Consider the following 18302-nt stretch of genomic DNA (forward strand, 5'->3'; position numbering starts at 1 on the left):
GGGTTACTCTACCGAGCCCGTGGGCACGGGAGTCGTCGCGAAGGTCGGCGCCGTGCGGGTCTCGCGCGGCCGGTACCCGTCGCGGATCAGCTGCACCGTGGTCGCCACGACCGCCCACACCGCGAGGGCGGCGAAGATGATGAGTGCGATTGTCATGGCAGTAACTCTACGAATTGCCATATTCCGCCGAAAGTGGCAGAGTCGACAATCAACAGAGTTTTCCTGCCATGCGGTGTCGTCGGATGCCGTGTGCCGACCCTCCGGGAGCCGAGACCATGCTCAACAAGATCGTCTGCGTCGCCCTCCCCGGCATGGCCCCGTTCGAGTTCGGCGTCATCTGCGAGGTCTTCGGCCTCGACCGGCGCGAGCACGGCGGGCCCAGCTTCGACTTCCACATCGGCACGGCCGAGCCCGGCCCCATCAGGATGAAGCTCGGCTTCGACATCATCGTGCGTGACGACCTCTCGGAGGCCGCCGACGCCGACCTCGTCGCCATCCCCGCCTACCTCGACGGCGAGGCGGTGCACCCCGAGGTGCTGCGCGTCGTGCGCGAGGCCGAGGCGCGCGGGGCCTGGGTGCTGAGCGTCTGCAGCGGGGCGTTCGTGCTCGGGCAGGCCGGCATCCTCGACGGCCGGCGCAGCACCACCCACTGGATGTACACCGACAAGCTCGCCGCGGAGTTCCCGGCCACCGAGGTCGACCCCGACGTGCTCTTCGTGGAGGACCGCATGGTCGTCACGGGCGCGGGCACCTCCGCGGGCATCGACGCCGCGCTGCACATCGTGCGCAAGGAGCTCGGGGCGGCGGCGGCCAACGTCATCGCACGGCGGATGGTCATCCCGCCGCAGCGTGACGGCGGCCAGTCGCAGTACATCGTCGCCCCGGTGCCCGTGCAGCGCAGCGACTCCTTCGCGGCCGTGACCGAGTGGATGCTCGAGCATCTCGGCCACGACCTCACCGTCGACCAGCTCGCCCGCAAGGCGCTTATGTCGTCGCGCACCTTCGCCCGCCGCTTCCGCGCCGAGATGGGCACGACACCGGCGGCCTGGCTCAACCGTCAACGGCTCATCCGCGCGCAGCACCTGCTCGAGGAGAGCGACCTGAGCCTCGAGCAGATCGCGGCCCAGACGGGCTTCGGCGCCGCCGCCGTCATGCGCCACCACTTCGTCAAGACCCTGCAGACCACCCCCACGGCCTACCGCCGCGCCTTCGCCCCCCGTGTGGCGGTCTGACTCCCCTCTCCTCCGCTCCCCGCCCTCTCCCCCACCCCTCCTCACGCCTCACTCCCCCACCCCTCACTCCCCCACCCTTCACTACTCCCACACCCCTCACTCAAAACGACGGAGATTTCGCCGAAAAAGCTCGTTTTCGGCCGGAAAGGGGCAAAATCGGGCGAAATCTCCGTCGTTTTGAGTGGGAACGAGGGAGCGGGCGCGCCAGTAGGAACGCTCGCGGGTTGAGAAGCCGGGGTCGAGAGCCAGGGCGGCGCACATCCCGGCCTCGCACCATCTCCATTCGTCGTGGATCTGACGATAGGTGAACCGGAGCGGCCTCCTGCCTCCGACGGCCATCGCGAGATCGCGTCGCCGGTCCTCCGCGAATCCCTCCGGAGTGTCATGCGTGGCAGCGCCGTCGATCTCCACGAAGGTCGTCGGCCCGATCCTCCCGTCCACCCGCCCGACACCCGGGACTGACGACTGAGGCCGGAACGGGATGCCCCGCGCTCGGCATCTCAGCCGGAACTCCGTCTCTCCCCCGCTGTCCGCCCTCCCGTCGACGAGCTCCCGCCACCGATGCACCCGCTTCGGCCCGGCCGCGAAGACACGATCGACGGCGTCCTCGCCGAACCGCAGGACGCGCCGTCGGTGCAGGTTGAGCACAGAGTCCACGCAGGTCACGACGGTGAGCAGATCGCCGGTGTGGAGGACGCGCAGGAGTGCCTCGTGGATCGGGACCCGCCAGGTGTGAGGCGGACGCCTGGTCGCGGAGTCGTCGGTCCACGAGATCGTGCACCCCGCGGCATCCGTGTCGACCAGCCGTTTTCTCATGTCGTTCGGGGTGCGGAGCGCGCGCGCATCCGTCGGCACCGCGACATCGAGACGCAGCGAGCGGGGCGTCCAGACCCCGTAGCTGCTGAGGGCGGAGAGCCCGGTGAGCCGGCCGCCGATACGCACGGCACGTATGGCGTCCTCCGGGGCGGCGGGAACGGTGAACCATCCCTGCCGAACCCGGAAGATCGAATGGTCGCCGAGCGCCGAGCGCAGTTCGGCCGATGTGAAGCCGGCGCTGATCAGATCGCGCCGACGGAGGAAGAGCCCGTTGTCTCGCAGGTGGTGGGCGATGTTCGACATCGCTTCAGCCTCGAGGTCATCCGCCCGGCGAGGCCCCGGATGATCCCGAACTGTGGAGAACTCGGTATGCCGCGAAAGCGGGCAGGACAGGAGCGCGTCTCGGTCGCGCCCCGCACCGTGCCTCTGCCTCGATCGGTGCCGACATCCGCTCCGCGCAACTCAAAACGACGGACATTTCACCCAGAACGCCCCGTTTCCGCTCAAAACGGGCGGAAATGGCCACAATCTCCGTCGTTTTGAGTGGGCAGGGAAGTGGGCAGCGAGAAGGCGAGAAGGGTGGAGGCCGGGGGACTGAGGCTGGAGGCGGGGTCGGAGCGCGGGCCGATACCCGAGCCCGACGCTACGGGGTCGTGGCGAGGAAGACCGTGCCGGCGCCGTCGAAGACGAGCCCCTGCTCGTCGGGCGTGATGTAGACCGACTCGCCCCGTTGCAGGGTGACGGATGCCGCGGCACCGCGCACCTCGACCGTGCCCTCGATCGCGATCGCGATCGCCGGGCCCGCGAGCACGAGAGCGGCGGACGGATCGCCCGAGGGGATGGCGCGCACGAGCTCGAAGTCGGTGACATCGGGCCGGTAGACCGCGATCCGGTTGAACTCGACCGCGGGCGGGAGGTACGGCACCGGGAGGGACTCGAATTCGAGCACCTCGACGAGCTCGTCGACGTCGATGTGCTTGGGGCTCAATCCGCCGCGCAGCACGTTGTCGGAGGCGGCCATGAGCTCGACGCCGAGACCGCTCAGGTAGGCGTGGATGTTGCCGGCGGGCAGGAAGAGCGCCTCGCCGCGACGGAGCGACACCCTGTTGAGCAGCAGGGAGATGACGATGCCGGGGTCGCCGGGATACGACTCGGCGAGCTGTACGACGGTCTCGAACTCCTTCGCGAACCGTGAGCTCTGCACGGCCTCGGCGAGCGCGACGACGTTGCCGACGAGGGCCGTGACCGCAGCGGCATCCGATCGCGTTCCCGAGCCGAGCAGCCACTCGACGGCCGTGCGCAGCGGCTGCTCCCCATTGAGCCGTTCGACGAGTGCGGCGAGCGGGCCGAGGGTGCTGCGATAGCCCTCCTCTGACGCATCGTGGAGTTCGGCGAGCATCTCGCGCACCTCGTCGAGGGGGCGGAAGCCGCACAGCGCCTCGAAGGTCTCGCTCAGCGCGTAGACCATCTCGGGCTTGTGGTGCTCGTCTTTGTAGTTGCGGTGAGGGGCGTCGAGCGGGATGCCGAGCGCGTTCTCCTCGGCGAAACCGGCGCGCGCGCGCTCGTTGCTGGGGTGCGCCTGGAGGGAGAGCGGGCTGGCCGCCGCGAGGATCTTCAGCAGGAAGGGCAGACGCGGAGCCCCGGCGGAGGCGAGCCGCGAACCGAGCGCGGTCTGCGGGTCTGCGGCGATCCAGGCCGCGAGATCGGCGGCCCCGCCGGTCTGCGAGGGGTCGACGATGCGGCTCGGCGAACCCGGGTGGGCGCCCAGCCACAGCTCGGCCTCGGGACCGCCCGACGGCTCGTGCCCCAGCAGCTCGGCGATGGCCGTCGTCGAGCCCCAGGCGTAATCCCGGGGGGTGTTGGTGATCCTCACGAACATGGTCGTTTTCCTCGTCCCTCGCTTTATCCAAAACTACCAATCGATTGCATCCGGCCTGTGCGCGAGTCGTAGGCTGTGCAGCGAACCGGCCAGACTCCCGCCTGTGCGGGACCACATCCGCAATGGAGCAGACGCATGTCATTCGAGCCCCTCGCCAGCGATTTCTACGGCTATGAGAACCTCCTCGACGATCAGGAGAAGCAGCACATCGCCGTCTTGCGCTCCTACCTCGAGACCGAGGTCAAGCCGATCGTCAACGATCACTGGAACCGGGCCGAGTTCCCCCACCAGATCGTCAAGGGCCTCGCCGACGTGCGCGTCATCGGCCTGCCCTGGGAGGAGACCCGGCCCTTCGAGAACTCGGCCGTCTTCCGCGGCTGGGTCGCGCTCGAGCTGGCCCGGGTGGATGCCGGTGTCGCCACGTATGTCGGAGTGCAGAACGGCCTCGCCATGGGCGCCGTCGGGCTCACGGGCTCTGCCGAGCAGCGCGCGGAGTGGCTTCCGAGGCTCGCCTCGGGCGAGATCGTGGGGGCCTTCGGGCTCACGGAGCCGCTCTCGGGCTCCGACTCCGCGCAGGGGCTGCGCACGACCGCCCGCCGCGACGGCGACAACTGGGTGATCAACGGCTCGAAGCGCTGGATCGGCAACGCGACGTTCAGCGACATGACCGTGATCTGGGCCAAGAGCGAGGAGGACGGCCAGGTCAAGGGCTTTATCGTGCCGACGGCGACCGAGGGCTACTCGGCCACGAAGATCGAGGGCAAGTTCAGCCTGCGCAGCGTGCAGAACGCCGACATCACCCTCGAGAACGTGGTCGTGCCCGAATCCCTGCGCCTGCAGAACGCCAACACCTTCACAGACACCGCGAAGGTTCTGCGGGAGACCCGCGCCGAGGTCGCCTGGGCCGCCGTGGGCGTCGCGATCGGAGCCTACGAGGCGGCTCTCGAGTACGCGGGGCAGCGCATCCAGTTCGGCAAGCCCATCTCCTCCCACCAGCTCGTGCAAGACCTGCTCGTGAAGTGCATCGGCAACATCACCGCGAGCATCGGCATGGTCGCGCGGGTGTCGCAGATGCTCGACGACGGCATCCAGCGCGACGAGCACTCGGCGCTCGCCAAGGCGTATGCCACGGCGCGCATGCGCGAGACGGTCGCCTGGTCGCGGGAGATCCTCGGCGGCAACGGGATCGTGCTCGACTACGACGTGGCCCGGTTCTTCGCCGACGCGGAGGCCCTCTACTCCTATGAGGGAACACGCGAGATGAACACCCTCATCGTCGGCCGCGCCATCACGGGGCACTCCGCCTTCGTGTGACGCGCCCGCGCTCCTGCTCCTCTCCCTGTTTCGCTTTTCCTCCTTTTTCCTTTTTTCCTCCTCCTTTTCCCTCCCGTCCCCCGTCCTTCCTCTCCGAGTTGCGCCATATGGCCGTTTTCGGCACCCCGCAGCGGCCGTATGGCGCAAGTGGAGCGGAGGATGCCGCAAGCGGAGGGGAGGATGCCGCAACTCGAGCGAGCGGATGGCGCGCCTCTCCCCGCGACCCCGCCTGCCGATACCCTTGTGCGTATGAACCCCGGCCGCACCCGCACCACGATGCGCGCCTTCGCCGCCTTCGCCCTGTTCACGCTCTTCGCGGGCGACGCCTGGCGCAACTCGATCGGCTGGTGGGGCTACGGGGTGGTCGCGGCCGTCGTGCTCGCCGGCTCCGCGCTCTGGCTCGTGGCCTGCTCCCGCGGCCCGCACCGGGTCGTGACGGCCGCGTCGTGGCGGGGGCTCCCGCGCTGGCTGCTCGTCTTCCTCGCCCTCGCGGTGCTCTCGATCGCCTGGTCGTTCTACCCCGGCGCGTCGGCGCTCGGCGTCGGACTGCAGCTGGCGACGACCGTCACCGCGCTCTTCCTCGCCCTCTGCCTCGGCTGGCGGCAGCTCGTGAGCGCTCTCGGCTCGGCGCTGCGGTGGGTTCTCGGGCTCTCCCTTCTCTTCGAGCTCGTGGTCGCGATCTTCGTGCGGCAGCCGGTGCTGCCGTTCTGGTCCGACTACGGCACGGGCACGGTCCCCGACGCCTTCTACTGGACGCAGGGCGCGCTCTTCCACGGCGGTCCCATCCAGGGCATCGTCGGCAACCGCAACATCCTCGGCTTCCTGGCCCTCCTCGCCCTCCTCGTCTTCGTCGTGCAGCTGCTGTCGAAGGTCACACGGCGGGTCCCCACGATCGTGTGGATCGCCGTCGCGGTCGCCGTGCTCCTGCTCACCCGCTCCTCGACCGTCGTCGTCGCGCTGCTCGTCACCGCGGTGGCGCTGCTCGCGGCGCTCTGGGCCCGCCGGATCGAGCCGACGAGGCGCCGCCCGCTGTACCTCAGCGCGGCAGCCGTGGCCGCGGCCGGTGTCGCCGGCGTGTGGCTCGCCTGGGGCGGCATCCTCTCGCTCTTCGGCAAGAGCGACGACCTCACCGGCCGGCTCGACATCTGGTCGGCGGTCACCGATCTCGCGCTGCAGCGGCCCGTCGCCGGCTGGGGGTGGGTGAGCTATTGGGCGCCCTGGGTCGAGCCGTTCGACGACCTCGCGGTGCGCAAGGGGGTCGTCTATCTGCAGGCCCACAACGCCTGGCTCGACGTCTGGATGCAGCTGGGCATCCTCGGCCTCATCGCCTTCGCGGGCCTCGTGGGCACGGCGCTCTGGCGCAGCTGGTTCCAGGCCGTCGACCGCCCCCACCTCGCCGGGAGCGCGCCCGCGCCGTTCGCCGTCACGAGCCTGCTGCCCTACCTGCTGCTCGTGGCCCTCATCGCGCAGAGCTTCGCCGAGAGCAGGATCCTGATCGAATACGGCTGGACGATCCTCGTGATCGTCGCCGTCACGACGAAGCGCCAGCAGTGGCGCGACGAGGCGTACGACTAGCCTTGACGGCACGATGAGCATTCCCGAACGCAAGGCCCCCAGGAATCAGACGGCGGCGGCTGTCATGCATTTCTTCGAGTCCGCGCGGTTCGCGTCGGCGCTCACCCTCACGATCGTGGGCACGGCGTTCGCGACGCACGCGCTCACGAGAACCGTCGGCTGGGCGGGGCTCATCGGCATCCTCTCCGCCCTCGTCGTGCTCGCCGTCGCCTCCTTCCTCGCCCGCTGGGAGAGCATCGAGTGGCACGGCCTGCTGCCGATCTCACTGCTCGTCTTCGTGGGCTGGTGCGCTCTCTCGGTCTTCTGGAGCGACTACCAGTGGACCACGGTCGCGAGCGTGCTCTATCAGGTCGCGTTCGCCTTCCTCGGGGTGTACATCGCGCTCGTGCGCGACACCATCCAGATCGTGCGCTCGGTCGGCGACGTGCTGCGGGTGCTGCTGGGCGTCTCCCTCGCCCTCGAGGTGCTCTCGGGGCTGCTCATCGACCTGCCGATCCGTTTTCTCGGCATCCTCGGCGACCTCGACTCCGGCGGCCCCATCCAGGGCATCTTCGGAACCCGCAACCAGCTCGGCCTCGTCTCGCTCATCGCGCTCGTGACGTTCCTCGTCGAGTGGCGCACCCGCTCGGTGCTGCGGATCGTCGCGATCCCCTCGGTGGCGGGCGCGGCGCTCTGCCTGCTGCTCACCCGCTCCCCCGTCTCGATCGCCTCGCTCGTGATCGTGGGCGTCGCGACGCTCGCCCTCTACCTCCTGCGCCGAGCCCCCGCCGAGCACCGGCGCTACTGGCAGCTGGGGCTGCTCGGCGCCGCCTTCGTCGTCGCGGTCGTGACCGTGCTGGCCCGCACCCGCATCGTGTCGCTGCTCAACGCCGGCAGCGAGTTCGAGGTGCGCTACGAGCTCTGGATGCGGATGACGGATACCGCCGCGCTCAACCCCCTCGAAGGCTGGGGCTGGGCGGGGCTGTGGCGCCGCAACGTGCCGCCCTTCGTCGGGATCGACTTCTCGACGGGCCGCAGCCATGCGACGGGGCTCAACGGCTTCCTCGACGTCTATCTGCAGCTGGGCCTCGTCGGACTGCTGCTCTTCCTCGTGCTCGTGCTGCTCGCCTTCGGCCGCTCCTGGCTGCTCGCCTCGAACAAGCGCAGCGCCGTCTACGTGTGGCCCGCCCTCGTTCTCGTGGGGCTGCTCGTGACCTCGCTCGGCGAGAGCTCGATCCTCGTGGATGCCGGCTGGCTGCTGCTGGTCGTGTGCACGGTCAAGGCGGCGCAGGGCATGAGCTGGCGTCTGCGCTACGCGGCCGGGCGATAGGGCACGTCTGCGAACAGGCTCAATCGTGGTGTTCGGTGCCACATGCAGGAAGTCGCTCAGGCCAGCGCAGGAAAACACCGGTCGATCCCCCTCCGCACCCACGATCTCCTGCAGACGGGGAGGGGCACCTCAGCAGGGAGGCAGGCACCCTAGCCGGGGGGCGAGAGCCGGGCGACGAGAGCCAGGCGGCGAGAGCCGGGCGGCCGATGCCGCAGAGCAGGCAGGCGGCGCTCAGGCCGGCTGCAGGAGGTCACGCAGCACGTCGCCGCTGCCCTGGCTCGCGAGCCGGCCGTAGTCGCCCGTGCGGAAGAGTCTCAGCACCGCGGGCACGCGGGCGAGCCGGTTCGCCGGCAGCTCGGCCCTGACGGCCTCGAACTCGGCCTTGCGGGCGAGCAGCTCGTGCAGCGGGGCGGGCACGTCGCGCCGCTCTCGGGTGCGCTCGAGGAGGACGCGCGAGCGCACGGCGAGCTTGCGGTTCCTGTCGCCGCGGGGCTCGAGCATCCTGCGCACCCGGTAGGCGAAGGTGGGCGCACGCACGCCGATCTGGTTGGCGCCGTGCTGCCGGTAGTCGATGAGCGGCTCCTCCACGATTCGCACCCCGCCGAGCAGCGCGGCCATCATCGCGAGCCACTCGTCGTGCACCCATTCCGCCGGGAAGGGCAGCGCCGTCTCGAGCAGGGTGCGCCGGAAGACGACGGTGGCGCCCGTGAGCAGGTTGCGGCGCACGAGCGCTCTCGCGGCATCCTCACCGCCCGTGTCGGCGTCGCCGCGCAGCGCCGAGAGCTCCTCGCCGCTCAGGTAGAGGCCCTCGAAGACCGTGAGGCCGAGGGGCCGCCCGGCCTCGTCGACGAGGCGCGCGTCGGTGCCGAGCAGCAGCAGGCCCGGGTCGTCGTCGAAGAGCTGCCGCACGCGGGCGAGCTTGTCGTCGCGCCAGACGTCGTCCTGGTCGCTCAGGGCCACGAGCTGCCCCGAGGTGGCCCGCACCGCGCGCTCGAAGTTCTTCGTGACGCCGAGCGGCCGCTCGTTCTCGAGGATCGTCACGGCGACGGATGTCGCGGCATCCGTCTGCGCGAACTCGGCGAGCACCGCGCGCACGACGTCGAGGGTGCCGTCGCTCGAGGCGTCGTCGCTCACGACGATCTCGCTCGGCGGCAGGGTCTGGCCGAGGATGCTCCGCAGCTGCTCCCCCACGAACCGCGCGCCGTTGTGCGTGCACAGCGCCACAGAGACCGCGACGGAGGCGCCTGAGCCGGGGCCGGTCATCTCAGCGCCGCTTGACGCCCACGGAGAGCACGCCGAGGAAGAGCCCCGCCATGATGGTCTGCGCGCCGAGGATCATCAGCAGCGAGGCGGGTGTCGCGAGGCGCATCGTCGCCGCCGCGTCCTGCGGGCCGAAACCCGAGCCCGCCCACGAGGCGAACTGCACGATGCCGATCACGAGGCCCACGAGGAAGACGAGGAGCCCGACGACCGCCCCGCTCTCGAGGCTGATCCGTTTCTGCAGGCGGTCGAAGTTGCGCCCCCGCGGGATCTGGAAGCCCTCGTGCTGCGCGTAGATCTTGGTGAGGATCGCGAAGATCACCGCCTGGTAGCCCACGACGGTGAGCGCGGCGAGATAGACCTGGCTCGAGATGTCGAGGCCGATGTCGCCGAAGACGAGCGGGCCGAAGGTGATGAGAAGCGTGCCGAGCAGGCCGATCACGAAGGCGACGGCGCCGGGGATGAGGAAGAGCCAGCGCGGGCTGAAGATCAGCAGGAAGCGCAGGTGGCGCCAGCCGTCGCGCCAGCTGCGCAGGTGCGGCGGCCGGGAGCGCCCGTCTTTTTTGAGCGTGGTCGGCACCTCGCTGACCTTCGCGCCGCCGAGCGTCGACTTGACCACCATCTCGCTCGCGAACTCCATGCCCGTGGCCTGCAGGTGCAGATCGAGCATCGACTGGCGGCGGAAACCGCGCAGGCCGCAGTGGAAGTCCTTGATGGGCGAGCGGAAGAGCACCCGGCCGATCCAGGAGAGCACCGGGTTTCCGAGGTACTTGTGCAGCGGCGGCATGGCGCCGGGCTCGATCCCGCCGCGGAAGCGATTGCCCATCACGAGGTCGTCGCCGGCGCGCAGACGCTCGACGAAGGGGTCGAGGGTGCTGAAGTCGTAGCTGTCGTCGGCGTCGCCCATGATGACGTAGGTGCCGCGGGATGCCGTGATGCCGCCCATCAGCGCGTTGCCGTAGCCCTTGCTCTCGACGTCGACGACCCGGGCGCCGTGCGCGATCGCGATCTGCTGCGATCCGTCGGTGCTGCCGTTGTCGGCGATCACGATCTCGCCGACGACGCCGGAGCGGTCGAGGTAGCCCTGGGCCTTGTCGATGCAGATCGCCAGAGTCTCGGCCTCGTTGAGACAGGGCATGACAATGGACAGCTCGATCTCATCGCTTCGGGTCACGGTGCTCCAGTTCTGCTGCCCGTGCGCGGCTGCGGGCAACAACACATGGTACCCAACGATCGCCGCCGATCACGGTCGGGGCGCCCGTTTCGCGCGCAGGGAGAGCACGACGGTCAGCGCGGCGCCGACGACGTAGCCGGCGAGGACCCCGTAGCAGGCCGCGAGAGAGCCGGGCCACCAGAGCAGGCCGGCGAGCATGACCAGGATGCCGACCGCGAAGCCGAGCAGGCTCGCGACGGTGGCCTGCGCGGTGCGCCCCGTCGTGATGAGGTACGAGGAGGCGATGAGGCCGATCGAGAAGACGTAGACCCCTCCGAGCAGCAGCCGCAGGAGCGGGCTCGCGGGGGCGAAGTCCGGGCCGAAGAAGAGCAGCACGATCCAGTCGCTGAGCGCCCACACGACGCCGAAGGCCACGGTGAGCAGGCCCGTCACCGCGAGCAGCACCATCCGGAAGCGGTGCCGCGAGGAGACGGCATCCTCGACGTTCCACTCGGAGAAGCGCGGGATGAGCACCTGGCTGATCGCCTGGGCGAGCATCGAGGCGGGGGTCGCGAGCGACATCGCGGCGGCGAACTGGCCCGCCTGATCGGGGGTCTCGACGATGAAGACGAAGACCATCGCGAGCTGGATGAGCCCGTTGGAGGCGAGCAGGCCGAGCGAGTTCCAGCCGGCCAGGCGGTACACCTCGCGCGGGGGCACGAGCACCGCCTGGTCGAGGTGCTGGTGGCCGCGGCTCGCGGTGATCCAGGTCTGCACCCCGAAGACCGCGTAGCCGATCGTGATCGGCAGCAGCAGGAGCGTCGATGCCCCCGAGACGAGCACGACGATGAGCAGCGTCATCGTCACGAGCGAGGAGATGATGTCCCACCACGCCACGCGGGCGACCCGGCCGAGCCCCATCTCGATGCCGCGGGTGAGGATGTAGCCCGAGTAGGCGACGATCAGCAGTGCGACGAAGAGGCCGTCGAGCAGGGATGCCCCGAGCCAGAGGCAGGCGATGGGAACGCCGATCACGACCATGCCGAGGCTCGAGAGCCAGAAGGAGCGGGCGATGAGGCTCAGGACGTGCTGCGGCGTGTGACCCGAGGCGCGCGAGTGGGCGAGGAAGTGCGAGGCCGCGTTCGCGGCGCCCGTCGGCCAGAGCAGCGAGAGGATGAGCGCGAGAGCGAGCCAGGCCGAGACGTGCGCGAGCTCGGAGGCGCCGAGGAAGCGGCCGATGAGCACCGTGTAGGCGAAACGCGCGAGGCCCTGCACGAGAACGCCCGCCGTCGACAGCGCAGCCTGCGAGACGAGCGAGCTACGGGACACCGGTTCATGGTACCCGCACGCGGCCGGCACGGGCCGCCGGGATAGTACGCTCGTCCGAGACCACGACAGCACGCGGCGCCACCCGCGGCACCCGACATCCGACGACACCGAGAGGACGGCGACGATCATGACCGTGCAGATCGTCATGCCGTTCTACGGCCGCGTCGACCACTTCCGGCTCGCGGTCGAGAGCGTGCTCGCGCAGTCCGACCCCGACTGGCGGCTGCTCATCATCGACGACGCCTACCCCGACCCCGAGCCGCAGCGCTGGGCGACCGCCCTGGGCGACCCCCGGGTGAGCTATCGCCGCAACCCCGAGAACCTCGGCATCAACGCCAACTTCCAGGCCTCCGTGGATGCCGCGACCGAGGAGTGGGTGACGATCTTCGGTTGCGACGACATCATGCTGCCGGGCTACGTCGCCCGGGTGAAGGCGTTGGCCGAGCGGCATCCGGACGCGGCCTTCATCCACCCGGGAACCCGTGTGATCGACGAGGCCGGCGTGGTGTCGCTGCCCCTCGTCGACCGGGTCAAGGGCTGGTACCGGCCCCGGTTCCGCGGAACCCTCGTGCTGTCGGGGCAGCGCCTCGCGGTGAGCATCACGCGCGGCAACTGGATGAACTTCCCCGCGATCGCCTGGCGCCGGGAGCCCCTGCAGAGCGTCGGCTTCCGTCCCCGCTTCCAGATCGTGCAAGACCTCGCTCTCGCCATCGACCTGGCCCTGCGCGGCGGCTCGCTCGTGCTCGACGACGAGCTCGTCTTCGAGTACCGGAGGCACGCCTCGAGCGTCTCGTCGTGGCGGGCCTCCGACGGCAGCCGTTTCGTCGAGGAGCGCGAGTTCTTCGTCGCCGAGGCCGCCCGTTTCCGCGAGCACGGCTGGACGACGGCGGCCCGGGTCGCCCGCGTTCACCTCTCGTCGCGCGTCAACGCGCTGACCCGCCTGCCGGTCGCGATCCGCAGCGGCAACGGCCGGGCGATGCGCGGACTGCTGCGGCACGCCTTCGGCGCCTGAGCGCTCGGCTCAGCGCTCACCCAATCCCCGGCCCCGGCACTCGGCGACCGCGTGGCTCAGCGCTGCGCGCCGACGACCTCGTAGACGGTCATGGTCGACATGGGCAACGTGAACCGGCCGAGCTCGGTGAGGCAGCTCGTGTCGAGGTCGGGCGCGTCGCTCAGCACGTAGTCGACGTTGCCCGCCGCGAACTCGGAGCATCCGTCGAAGTTCGCGACGATCTGGTCGGGGGCCGGATTGCTGATCTCCGGCTCGCCGGGCCCCGCGACCCAGCTCACGCCGGCGAGGCGGTTCCACTCGAACTCCTCGTCGCCGTCGGGATCGATCGCCGACCACATCTGCTCGGAGGGCGCCCCCTGGAAGCCGTTGAACGCCTCGACGCCCGACTCGAGCAGGAAGTCGGTCGTCATGCCGCTGCCCACGCCCACCCAGGTGCCCGGCGCCGCCTCGTCGAGCTCGATGATCGACTGGCTCAGCGGCGTCTCGCGCAGGTCGACGACCCCGCGGTAGACGGGGTTGGTGCCCGCCGTCGCGGCCACGCACACGATGAGGAAGCAGGCGACGGCGAGGGAGACGCGCGCGCGGGCGAAGAAATAGATGCACAGCGCCGAGAGCAGCGCCCAGAGCCACCACAGCGGCACGGCCGCGAGCAGCTGCGGCTGGGTGCGGAAGGCGACGAAGGCGATCACGAGCTGCGAGAGCAGGAAGACCCCCGCCGTCGCCCCCGCCAGCCAGTGCGGCGCGCGGAGCCTCCGCGCCGAGAGCGTGCCGGCCAGCACGACCGCGATCACGAAGGAGGCGAAGCCGATCCCCATCCGCAGGCGGCCCACGGTCGTGCGATCGAGCAGGAAGAGCCTGGAGAGGCCGTCCCAGCCGGGGACGAACACGTAGGCGAGGAAGAGCGCGATCGCGGCCACTGTGAGCAGCAGCATCCAGGGCAGGCGCTTCTCGCTGCGCTTCAGACGGATCGCGGCCCACACGACGACGGGGATCAGGAACGCGCCCACGAAGAAGAAGGTGGAGGCCTCCGAGGCGTTGGGGCCGAGCAGCCCCCAGCCCTGGGTGTTGAGCGCCTCCGAGAACGACGACGCGATGGATGCCGCGAGGAAGTGCAGATCGCCCTGCCCGGTCGAGGCGAGCCGATCGCCGGGGTATGCGGTGTTCAGGAAGGCGTCGACCACGGGGGCCTTCGCGACGAGCCAGCCGACGGTCACGAGGGCGCCGACGACGAGCCCGCTCACCGTGGGGATCGCCCGCACGGCGAGTGTGCCGATCCGCATGCCCCGCCCGTGCGCCTGCAGGATCGCTCCCACGACCGCGAAGACCACGACGATCACGACGGGGATGATGAAGGGCACGTAGATACCCATCGCCATGACGACCGTCAGGTACGCGAGAGCGAGCGCCCAGAGCCAGCTGCCGAGCCTCCGAGGCGTCTTGAGCGCCCAGAGCACCGCGGTCAGCGCCACGAATCCCCAGACCAACGGGAAGATCGTGGTCGCCAGATACCACCACTGGATCAGCGGGCTGAAGTAGAAGCCCACGGCGAGCGCGGCCGCGGCGATCGGCCGGCGGGGAAGCACCGTGACGACGAAGCAGTAGACGCTCGCCATGAGGAGGAGGGCGGGGATCCACCACTTCCAGGCGAAGGCCATGTCGAGCGGCAGGAGGCTGAAGCCCCACAGGTGGGGGCGGAAGAAGGTCGTGATGTCGTTGCGCGGCAGATCCTGCGGCAGGGTCGTGTCCATGCCGCCCGGGAAGGTTCCGTTGGTGAGGGGCAGGCCCTGCTGCACCTGCGCGATCGCCCAGACCGACTGCACGTTCCACTCGTCGGTGCGGGTGACCTGCGGATGCCCCGCGAGCAGGTTCGGGTCGGCGCCCGTGTCGATGAACTGGTGCATCCAGCCCGTCGACCAGCCGTTGATGCCGACAGCGATGAGCGGCACGACCACGATGAGCAGCAGCACGGGGAACGCCGCGAGCACAACGGCGTTCGGCAGGCCGTTCGCCGTCGGCGTGGTCCAGAGGATGTAGCGCCGCCCCGCGGCATCCGCGAGACGGCTCATTCGCTGCCGGAGCCCCGTCATCGCGTGAGCTCCCCGGTCACCGGCACCATTCAGCGGCGCCGGGACAGCCGGCGTCTGACCTTGTGGATGAGCACGCGCGGGCCGCCGTTGTTGAGGTAGTGCACGACGAGCCCGAGGTCGTGTCGCAGGCCGTGGCGCTTGCGGGAGACCCCCGGCCTGCGGCTCACCGGAGCACTCCCGGCGACGCCGAGGCGGTCGTGGGCCGGGCGGGCGTTCGCGACGAAGTCGACGAGCGGCGCGAGCACGTTCTGCCAGTAGTAGTCCTGGCGCACCCTGCGGATGTTCCTCTTCGCCTTCGCGATGAACCGCGTGTCGAAGAGCACCCGGTCGAGCGCCGCGACGAGGGCGTCGACATCCTGCGCGGGGACGACGACGCCGAGCTCCTCCTTCTCGACGAGATCGGCGAAGTGGTCGCCCTCGGTCACCACCATGGGCAGCTCGGCCCACAGGTAGTCGAGGATGCGGGTGCGGAACGAGAAGGTCGTCTCGATGTGGGCGTAATGGGTGCTGACACCGGCATCCGCCTCGGTCAGGTAGTTGGCGCGATCGGTGTAGTCGACCCACGAGGAGTTGAAGAACACCGCCGAGTCGAGCACTCCCAGCTCACGGGCCAGCTCGCGGGACTCGGCCACGATCGCCATCTCGGGCACACCCGGATGCGGGTGCTTGGTGCCTTGGAAGAAGAGCCTGACGTCGCCGTGGCTCGCCTGCAGCCCGGCGACCGCGCGGATGAGGGTCTTCGGGTCGAACCAGTTGTACAGCCCGCCGCTCCACAGCAGCACCTTGTCGTCGGCGCCGATGCCGGGCAGCACTCCTTTGAGCACGTCGCGGGCGTGGCTCGGCGGGGCGCTGTCGAGGCCGAAGGGCACCACGCTGATGAGACCGGTCAGATCGGGGTCGTCGGCGTAATTCGCGGTGTTGACCCGCCCGAGCGCCGCCAGCTGGCCCAGGTAGAAGTGCCGCTGGCGCTCCGAGGCGCAGAGGAAGAAGTCGCCGCGCGCGAGCTGCTCGTTGAGCACCTCGGTCGCGTCGGTGACCTGCTTGCTCCAGGTCGCGGCCGGCAGCTCACGGGCCTGCTCGAGCTGCTCGAGGTGCATGGGGTCGTACACGTCGGCGACGACGATCTTCCTCGTCGTGCGCAGGGAGTCGAAGAGGGCCATCGCGAGCCCCTGGAAGACGATGACGTCGGCCCACTTCTCGAGCCGGCCCATCGCGCGGTCGTCGCCCGGCTTCACGTGAACGATGTCGAAGGGGGCGTCGATCGGCTCGGCGCCGGTCATCGTCACGAGCGTCACGGCGTTGTCGGCGGCGAGCGCCTGCGCCATGTTCCACGAGCGGATGGCGGGGCCGGCCATCTTCGCCCCGATCGGGTCGCCCGTGATGATGAGCACCTTCGTCAGATCGGGGGCGCGGGTCACGCCGAACGCCTCGACGACGTTCACGTAGCCGTCGAGGTAGGTCTCGTCGTCGAACGACGGCGCGTCGGTCTCGCCGAAGAGCTGCCAGATCTTCGCGTCGGTCACGACCCTGCTCGCCTGCACGGCCGCCCGCGACTCGGTGAGGGAGCGCAGCTGCTCGACGAACTGGTCGATCGCGTACACACCGGCCATGGTCGACTTCGCGACCTCGACGGTCTCCTCGGCGTCTCCCCCGGGCCGGCGGAGGTCGAACGACTGGGAGTCGAGCTCGCCCTTCGCCACCGAGCGCCGCACCGCGAGCGCGAGGGTCGCGGGGAGCGTCGCCGCGAGGGCCTCGTCGCCGAGGTTCTTGTACTGGGTGAAGAGGGCGTTGCGCTCGAGCAGGTAGGTCTCTTTGAACGAGCCGTACGACGACATCGAGGCGTGGTGCTTGTGGAAGGCCAGCGAGGCCGGCTCGTAGACGTACCGCCAGCCACGGAGGTTGAGCCGCCAGCCGAGGTCGACGTCTTCGAAGAACATGAAGTAGCGCTCGTCGAAGCCGCCGAGCTCGTCGAAGACGGAGCGGCGCACGAACATGGCCGAGCCCGTGCCGAAGAGCACGTCGCGGGCGACGTCGGCGTCGTGGGGCTGCGGCTGCGCGGTGGAGGGCTTGTACCCCTGGCCGAACCAGGTCATCGCCGAGCCCACGTAGTCCACGAGCTCGCCGTCCCAGTCGAGCACCTTCGAGGCCACGGCACCGATCGACGCCGACTCCTCGAAGCGGCGCACGGCCTCGCGGATCCAGCCGGCATCCGGCTTCGCGTCGTTGTTGAGGAAGGCGATGTACTCGCCGCTGCTCTGCTTCACGCCGAGGTTGCAGCCGCCGGCGAAGCCGTGGTTCTGCTTCGAGACCACGAGCTTGACGTCCGGTGCCCCGGCGCGCAGGCGCTCGGCGCTGTCGTCGCCCGAGCCGTTCTCGACCACGACGATCTCGAGCCGCTCGAGAGGCCAGTCGATCGTGCGCAGCGTCTCGATCGCCTGCAGGGTGTCGGAGGTGCCCCGAAAGTTCACGAGCACGACCGAGACCAACCCGCTTCGAATCACAGACATCCGCCCCTCAGGCCACCGACAAGAATCGTCCGATCCTACCCGACCGGGGTGTGCGCCCCGCGGAATCGCCCCCGACCCGGCCGCATGTCGAGCGGGTACAATCGTGCCCATGCCGGCACTCGATCACACCCTGATTGTCATGCCCGCGTTCAATGAGGAGGAGGCTCTCGGCCCCGTCATCGCCGAGGTGTTCGCCTCTCATCCCGGTGCGCACTGCCTCGTGGTGAGCGACGGGTCGATCGACAGCACCGTGCAGGTGGCCCGCGACGCGGGCGCCCTCGTCCTCGCCCTCCCCTTCAACCTCGGGGTAGGCGGCGCCATGCGCCTCGGCTTCCTCTACGCGCTCGAGAACGGATATCAGAACGTCATCCAGCTCGACGCCGACGGCCAGCACGATCCGGCGAGCATCCCGCAGCTGCTCGCGGGCCTCGACTCCGTCGACATCGTCATCGGCGCGCGATTCGCCGGCGAGGGCGACTACGAGGTGCGAGGCCCCCGCCGCTGGGCCATGCGCCTGCTCGCGTCGATCCTCAGCCGCATCACGCGGGCGCCCCTCACCGACGTGACCTCCGGCTTCAAGGCCATGGGCCCGCGGGCCGTGAGGCTCTTCGCGCGCAACTACCCGGCCGAGTACCTGGGCGACACGATCGAGGCCCTCGTGCTCGCGTCGCGCGGCGGATGCACCGTCACGCAGGTTCCCGTCGCCATGCGTCCCCGAGCCGGCGGGGTGCCCTCGCACAACCCGTTCAAGTCCGCGATCTACCTGGGGCGCGCGGCCATGGCGCTCACGATCGCCCTCTGGCGCACCCCGGTGTCGACGAAATCCTAG

The 18302-nt window shown here is 69.9% G+C and carries 14 protein-coding genes; 6 read left to right on the forward strand and 8 right to left on the reverse strand.

Going from position 1 to position 18302, the window contains the following annotated elements; translation table 11 throughout:
- Positions 1-3: 3 nt before the first annotated feature.
- The gene (locus CLV54_RS17560; protein WP_157802964.1) at positions 4-156 is read right to left on the reverse strand and encodes a hypothetical protein; all 153 of its coding nucleotides are present in this window, start codon (positions 154-156) and stop codon (positions 4-6) included.
- Between the two features lie 119 nt (positions 157-275).
- On the opposite strand from CLV54_RS17560, the gene CLV54_RS13165 reads away from it, so the two are divergent.
- Positions 276-1232: a GlxA family transcriptional regulator gene (locus CLV54_RS13165; RefSeq protein WP_100345419.1), complete on the forward strand. Its 957-nt coding sequence runs from the start codon at positions 276-278 to the stop codon at positions 1230-1232.
- A 96-nt stretch (positions 1233-1328) separates the two neighbouring features.
- On the opposite strand, the gene CLV54_RS13170 is transcribed toward CLV54_RS13165, so the two are convergent.
- Together CLV54_RS13170 and manA are read right to left on the reverse strand one after the other, a co-directional pair.
- Positions 1329-2351 (reverse strand): PDDEXK family nuclease, encoded by a 1023-nt coding sequence (locus CLV54_RS13170; protein ID WP_100345420.1) that lies wholly within the window; start codon positions 2349-2351, stop codon positions 1329-1331.
- 340 nt (positions 2352-2691) lie between these two features.
- Positions 2692-3927: a mannose-6-phosphate isomerase, class I gene (gene manA / locus CLV54_RS13175; RefSeq protein ID WP_100345421.1), complete on the reverse strand. Its 1236-nt coding sequence runs from the start codon at positions 3925-3927 to the stop codon at positions 2692-2694.
- Positions 3928-4062: 135 nt separating this feature from the next.
- On the opposite strand from manA, the gene CLV54_RS13180 reads away from it, so the two are divergent.
- The 3 genes from CLV54_RS13180 (at position 4063) to CLV54_RS13190 (ending at position 8125) form a co-directional block, all read left to right on the forward strand.
- Positions 4063-5241 (forward strand): acyl-CoA dehydrogenase family protein, encoded by a 1179-nt coding sequence (locus CLV54_RS13180; protein ID WP_100345422.1) that lies wholly within the window; start codon positions 4063-4065, stop codon positions 5239-5241.
- A gap of 249 nt (positions 5242-5490) precedes the next feature.
- The gene (locus CLV54_RS13185) at positions 5491-6816 is read left to right on the forward strand and encodes an O-antigen ligase family protein (protein ID WP_100345423.1); all 1326 of its coding nucleotides are present in this window, start codon (positions 5491-5493) and stop codon (positions 6814-6816) included.
- Positions 6817-6829: 13 nt separating this feature from the next.
- Positions 6830-8125, forward strand: a complete 1296-nt coding sequence (locus CLV54_RS13190) for a lung seven transmembrane receptor family protein (RefSeq protein ID WP_245861700.1) — start codon at positions 6830-6832, stop codon at positions 8123-8125.
- Positions 8126-8356: 231 nt separating this feature from the next.
- Here the strand turns inward: CLV54_RS13190 and CLV54_RS13195 are convergent, their stop codons facing one another.
- The 3 genes from CLV54_RS13195 to CLV54_RS13205 are packed head-to-tail and all read right to left on the reverse strand — an operon-like array spanning position 8357 to position 11867.
- The gene (locus tag CLV54_RS13195; protein ID WP_100345425.1) at positions 8357-9388 is read right to left on the reverse strand and encodes a glycosyltransferase family 2 protein; all 1032 of its coding nucleotides are present in this window, start codon (positions 9386-9388) and stop codon (positions 8357-8359) included.
- A 1-nt stretch (position 9389) separates the two neighbouring features.
- Complete coding sequence (locus CLV54_RS13200; RefSeq protein WP_245861702.1) at positions 9390-10598, reverse strand: glycosyltransferase family 2 protein; 1209 nt, start codon at positions 10596-10598, stop codon at positions 9390-9392.
- Positions 10599-10628: 30 nt separating this feature from the next.
- Positions 10629-11867: a lipopolysaccharide biosynthesis protein gene (locus tag CLV54_RS13205; RefSeq protein WP_100345426.1), complete on the reverse strand. Its 1239-nt coding sequence runs from the start codon at positions 11865-11867 to the stop codon at positions 10629-10631.
- 127 nt (positions 11868-11994) lie between these two features.
- Between CLV54_RS13205 and CLV54_RS13210 the strand changes: the two genes are divergently transcribed.
- Positions 11995-12879 (forward strand): glycosyltransferase family 2 protein, encoded by an 885-nt coding sequence (locus tag CLV54_RS13210; RefSeq protein WP_100345427.1) that lies wholly within the window; start codon positions 11995-11997, stop codon positions 12877-12879.
- 56 nt (positions 12880-12935) lie between these two features.
- Here the strand turns inward: CLV54_RS13210 and CLV54_RS13215 are convergent, their stop codons facing one another.
- Both CLV54_RS13215 and CLV54_RS13220 read right to left on the reverse strand, forming a co-directional pair.
- Positions 12936-14966 carry a DUF7657 domain-containing protein gene (locus CLV54_RS13215; protein ID WP_157802965.1) on the reverse strand — a complete coding sequence of 677 codons (2031 nt, stop codon included), beginning with the start codon at positions 14964-14966 and terminating at the stop codon, positions 12936-12938.
- 29 nt (positions 14967-14995) lie between these two features.
- Complete coding sequence (locus tag CLV54_RS13220; RefSeq protein WP_100345429.1) at positions 14996-17473, reverse strand: glycosyltransferase; 2478 nt, start codon at positions 17471-17473, stop codon at positions 14996-14998.
- 109 nt (positions 17474-17582) lie between these two features.
- On the opposite strand from CLV54_RS13220, the gene CLV54_RS13225 reads away from it, so the two are divergent.
- Positions 17583-18302 (forward strand): glycosyltransferase family 2 protein, encoded by a 720-nt coding sequence (locus tag CLV54_RS13225; protein ID WP_100345430.1) that lies wholly within the window; start codon positions 17583-17585, stop codon positions 18300-18302.

Source organism: Compostimonas suwonensis, from assembly GCF_002797855.1.
Taxonomy (GTDB): domain Bacteria; phylum Actinomycetota; class Actinomycetes; order Actinomycetales; family Microbacteriaceae; genus Compostimonas; species Compostimonas suwonensis.

Excerpts from the sequence above, each read along its gene's own strand:
- manA (WP_100345421.1), bottom strand. The coding sequence starts at position 3,927 with ATGTTCGTGAGGATCACCAACACCCCCCGGGATTACGCCTGGGGCTCG.
- CLV54_RS13185 (WP_100345423.1), top strand. The coding sequence starts at position 5,491 with ATGAACCCCGGCCGCACCCGCACCACGATGCGCGCCTTCGCCGCCTTC.
- CLV54_RS13215 (WP_157802965.1), bottom strand. The coding sequence starts at position 14,966 with ATGACGGGGCTCCGGCAGCGAATGAGCCGTCTCGCGGATGCCGCGGGG.
- CLV54_RS13180 (WP_100345422.1), top strand. The coding sequence starts at position 4,063 with ATGTCATTCGAGCCCCTCGCCAGCGATTTCTACGGCTATGAGAACCTC.
- CLV54_RS13170 (WP_100345420.1), bottom strand. The coding sequence starts at position 2,351 with ATGTCGAACATCGCCCACCACCTGCGAGACAACGGGCTCTTCCTCCGT.
- CLV54_RS13165 (WP_100345419.1), top strand. The coding sequence starts at position 276 with ATGCTCAACAAGATCGTCTGCGTCGCCCTCCCCGGCATGGCCCCGTTC.
- CLV54_RS13210 (WP_100345427.1), top strand. The coding sequence starts at position 11,995 with ATGACCGTGCAGATCGTCATGCCGTTCTACGGCCGCGTCGACCACTTC.
- CLV54_RS13190 (WP_245861700.1), top strand. The coding sequence starts at position 6,830 with ATGAGCATTCCCGAACGCAAGGCCCCCAGGAATCAGACGGCGGCGGCT.
- CLV54_RS13195 (WP_100345425.1), bottom strand. The coding sequence starts at position 9,388 with ATGACCGGCCCCGGCTCAGGCGCCTCCGTCGCGGTCTCTGTGGCGCTG.
- CLV54_RS17560 (WP_157802964.1), bottom strand. The coding sequence starts at position 156 with ATGACAATCGCACTCATCATCTTCGCCGCCCTCGCGGTGTGGGCGGTC.
- CLV54_RS13225 (WP_100345430.1), top strand. The coding sequence starts at position 17,583 with ATGCCGGCACTCGATCACACCCTGATTGTCATGCCCGCGTTCAATGAG.
- CLV54_RS13220 (WP_100345429.1), bottom strand. The coding sequence starts at position 17,473 with ATGTCTGTGATTCGAAGCGGGTTGGTCTCGGTCGTGCTCGTGAACTTT.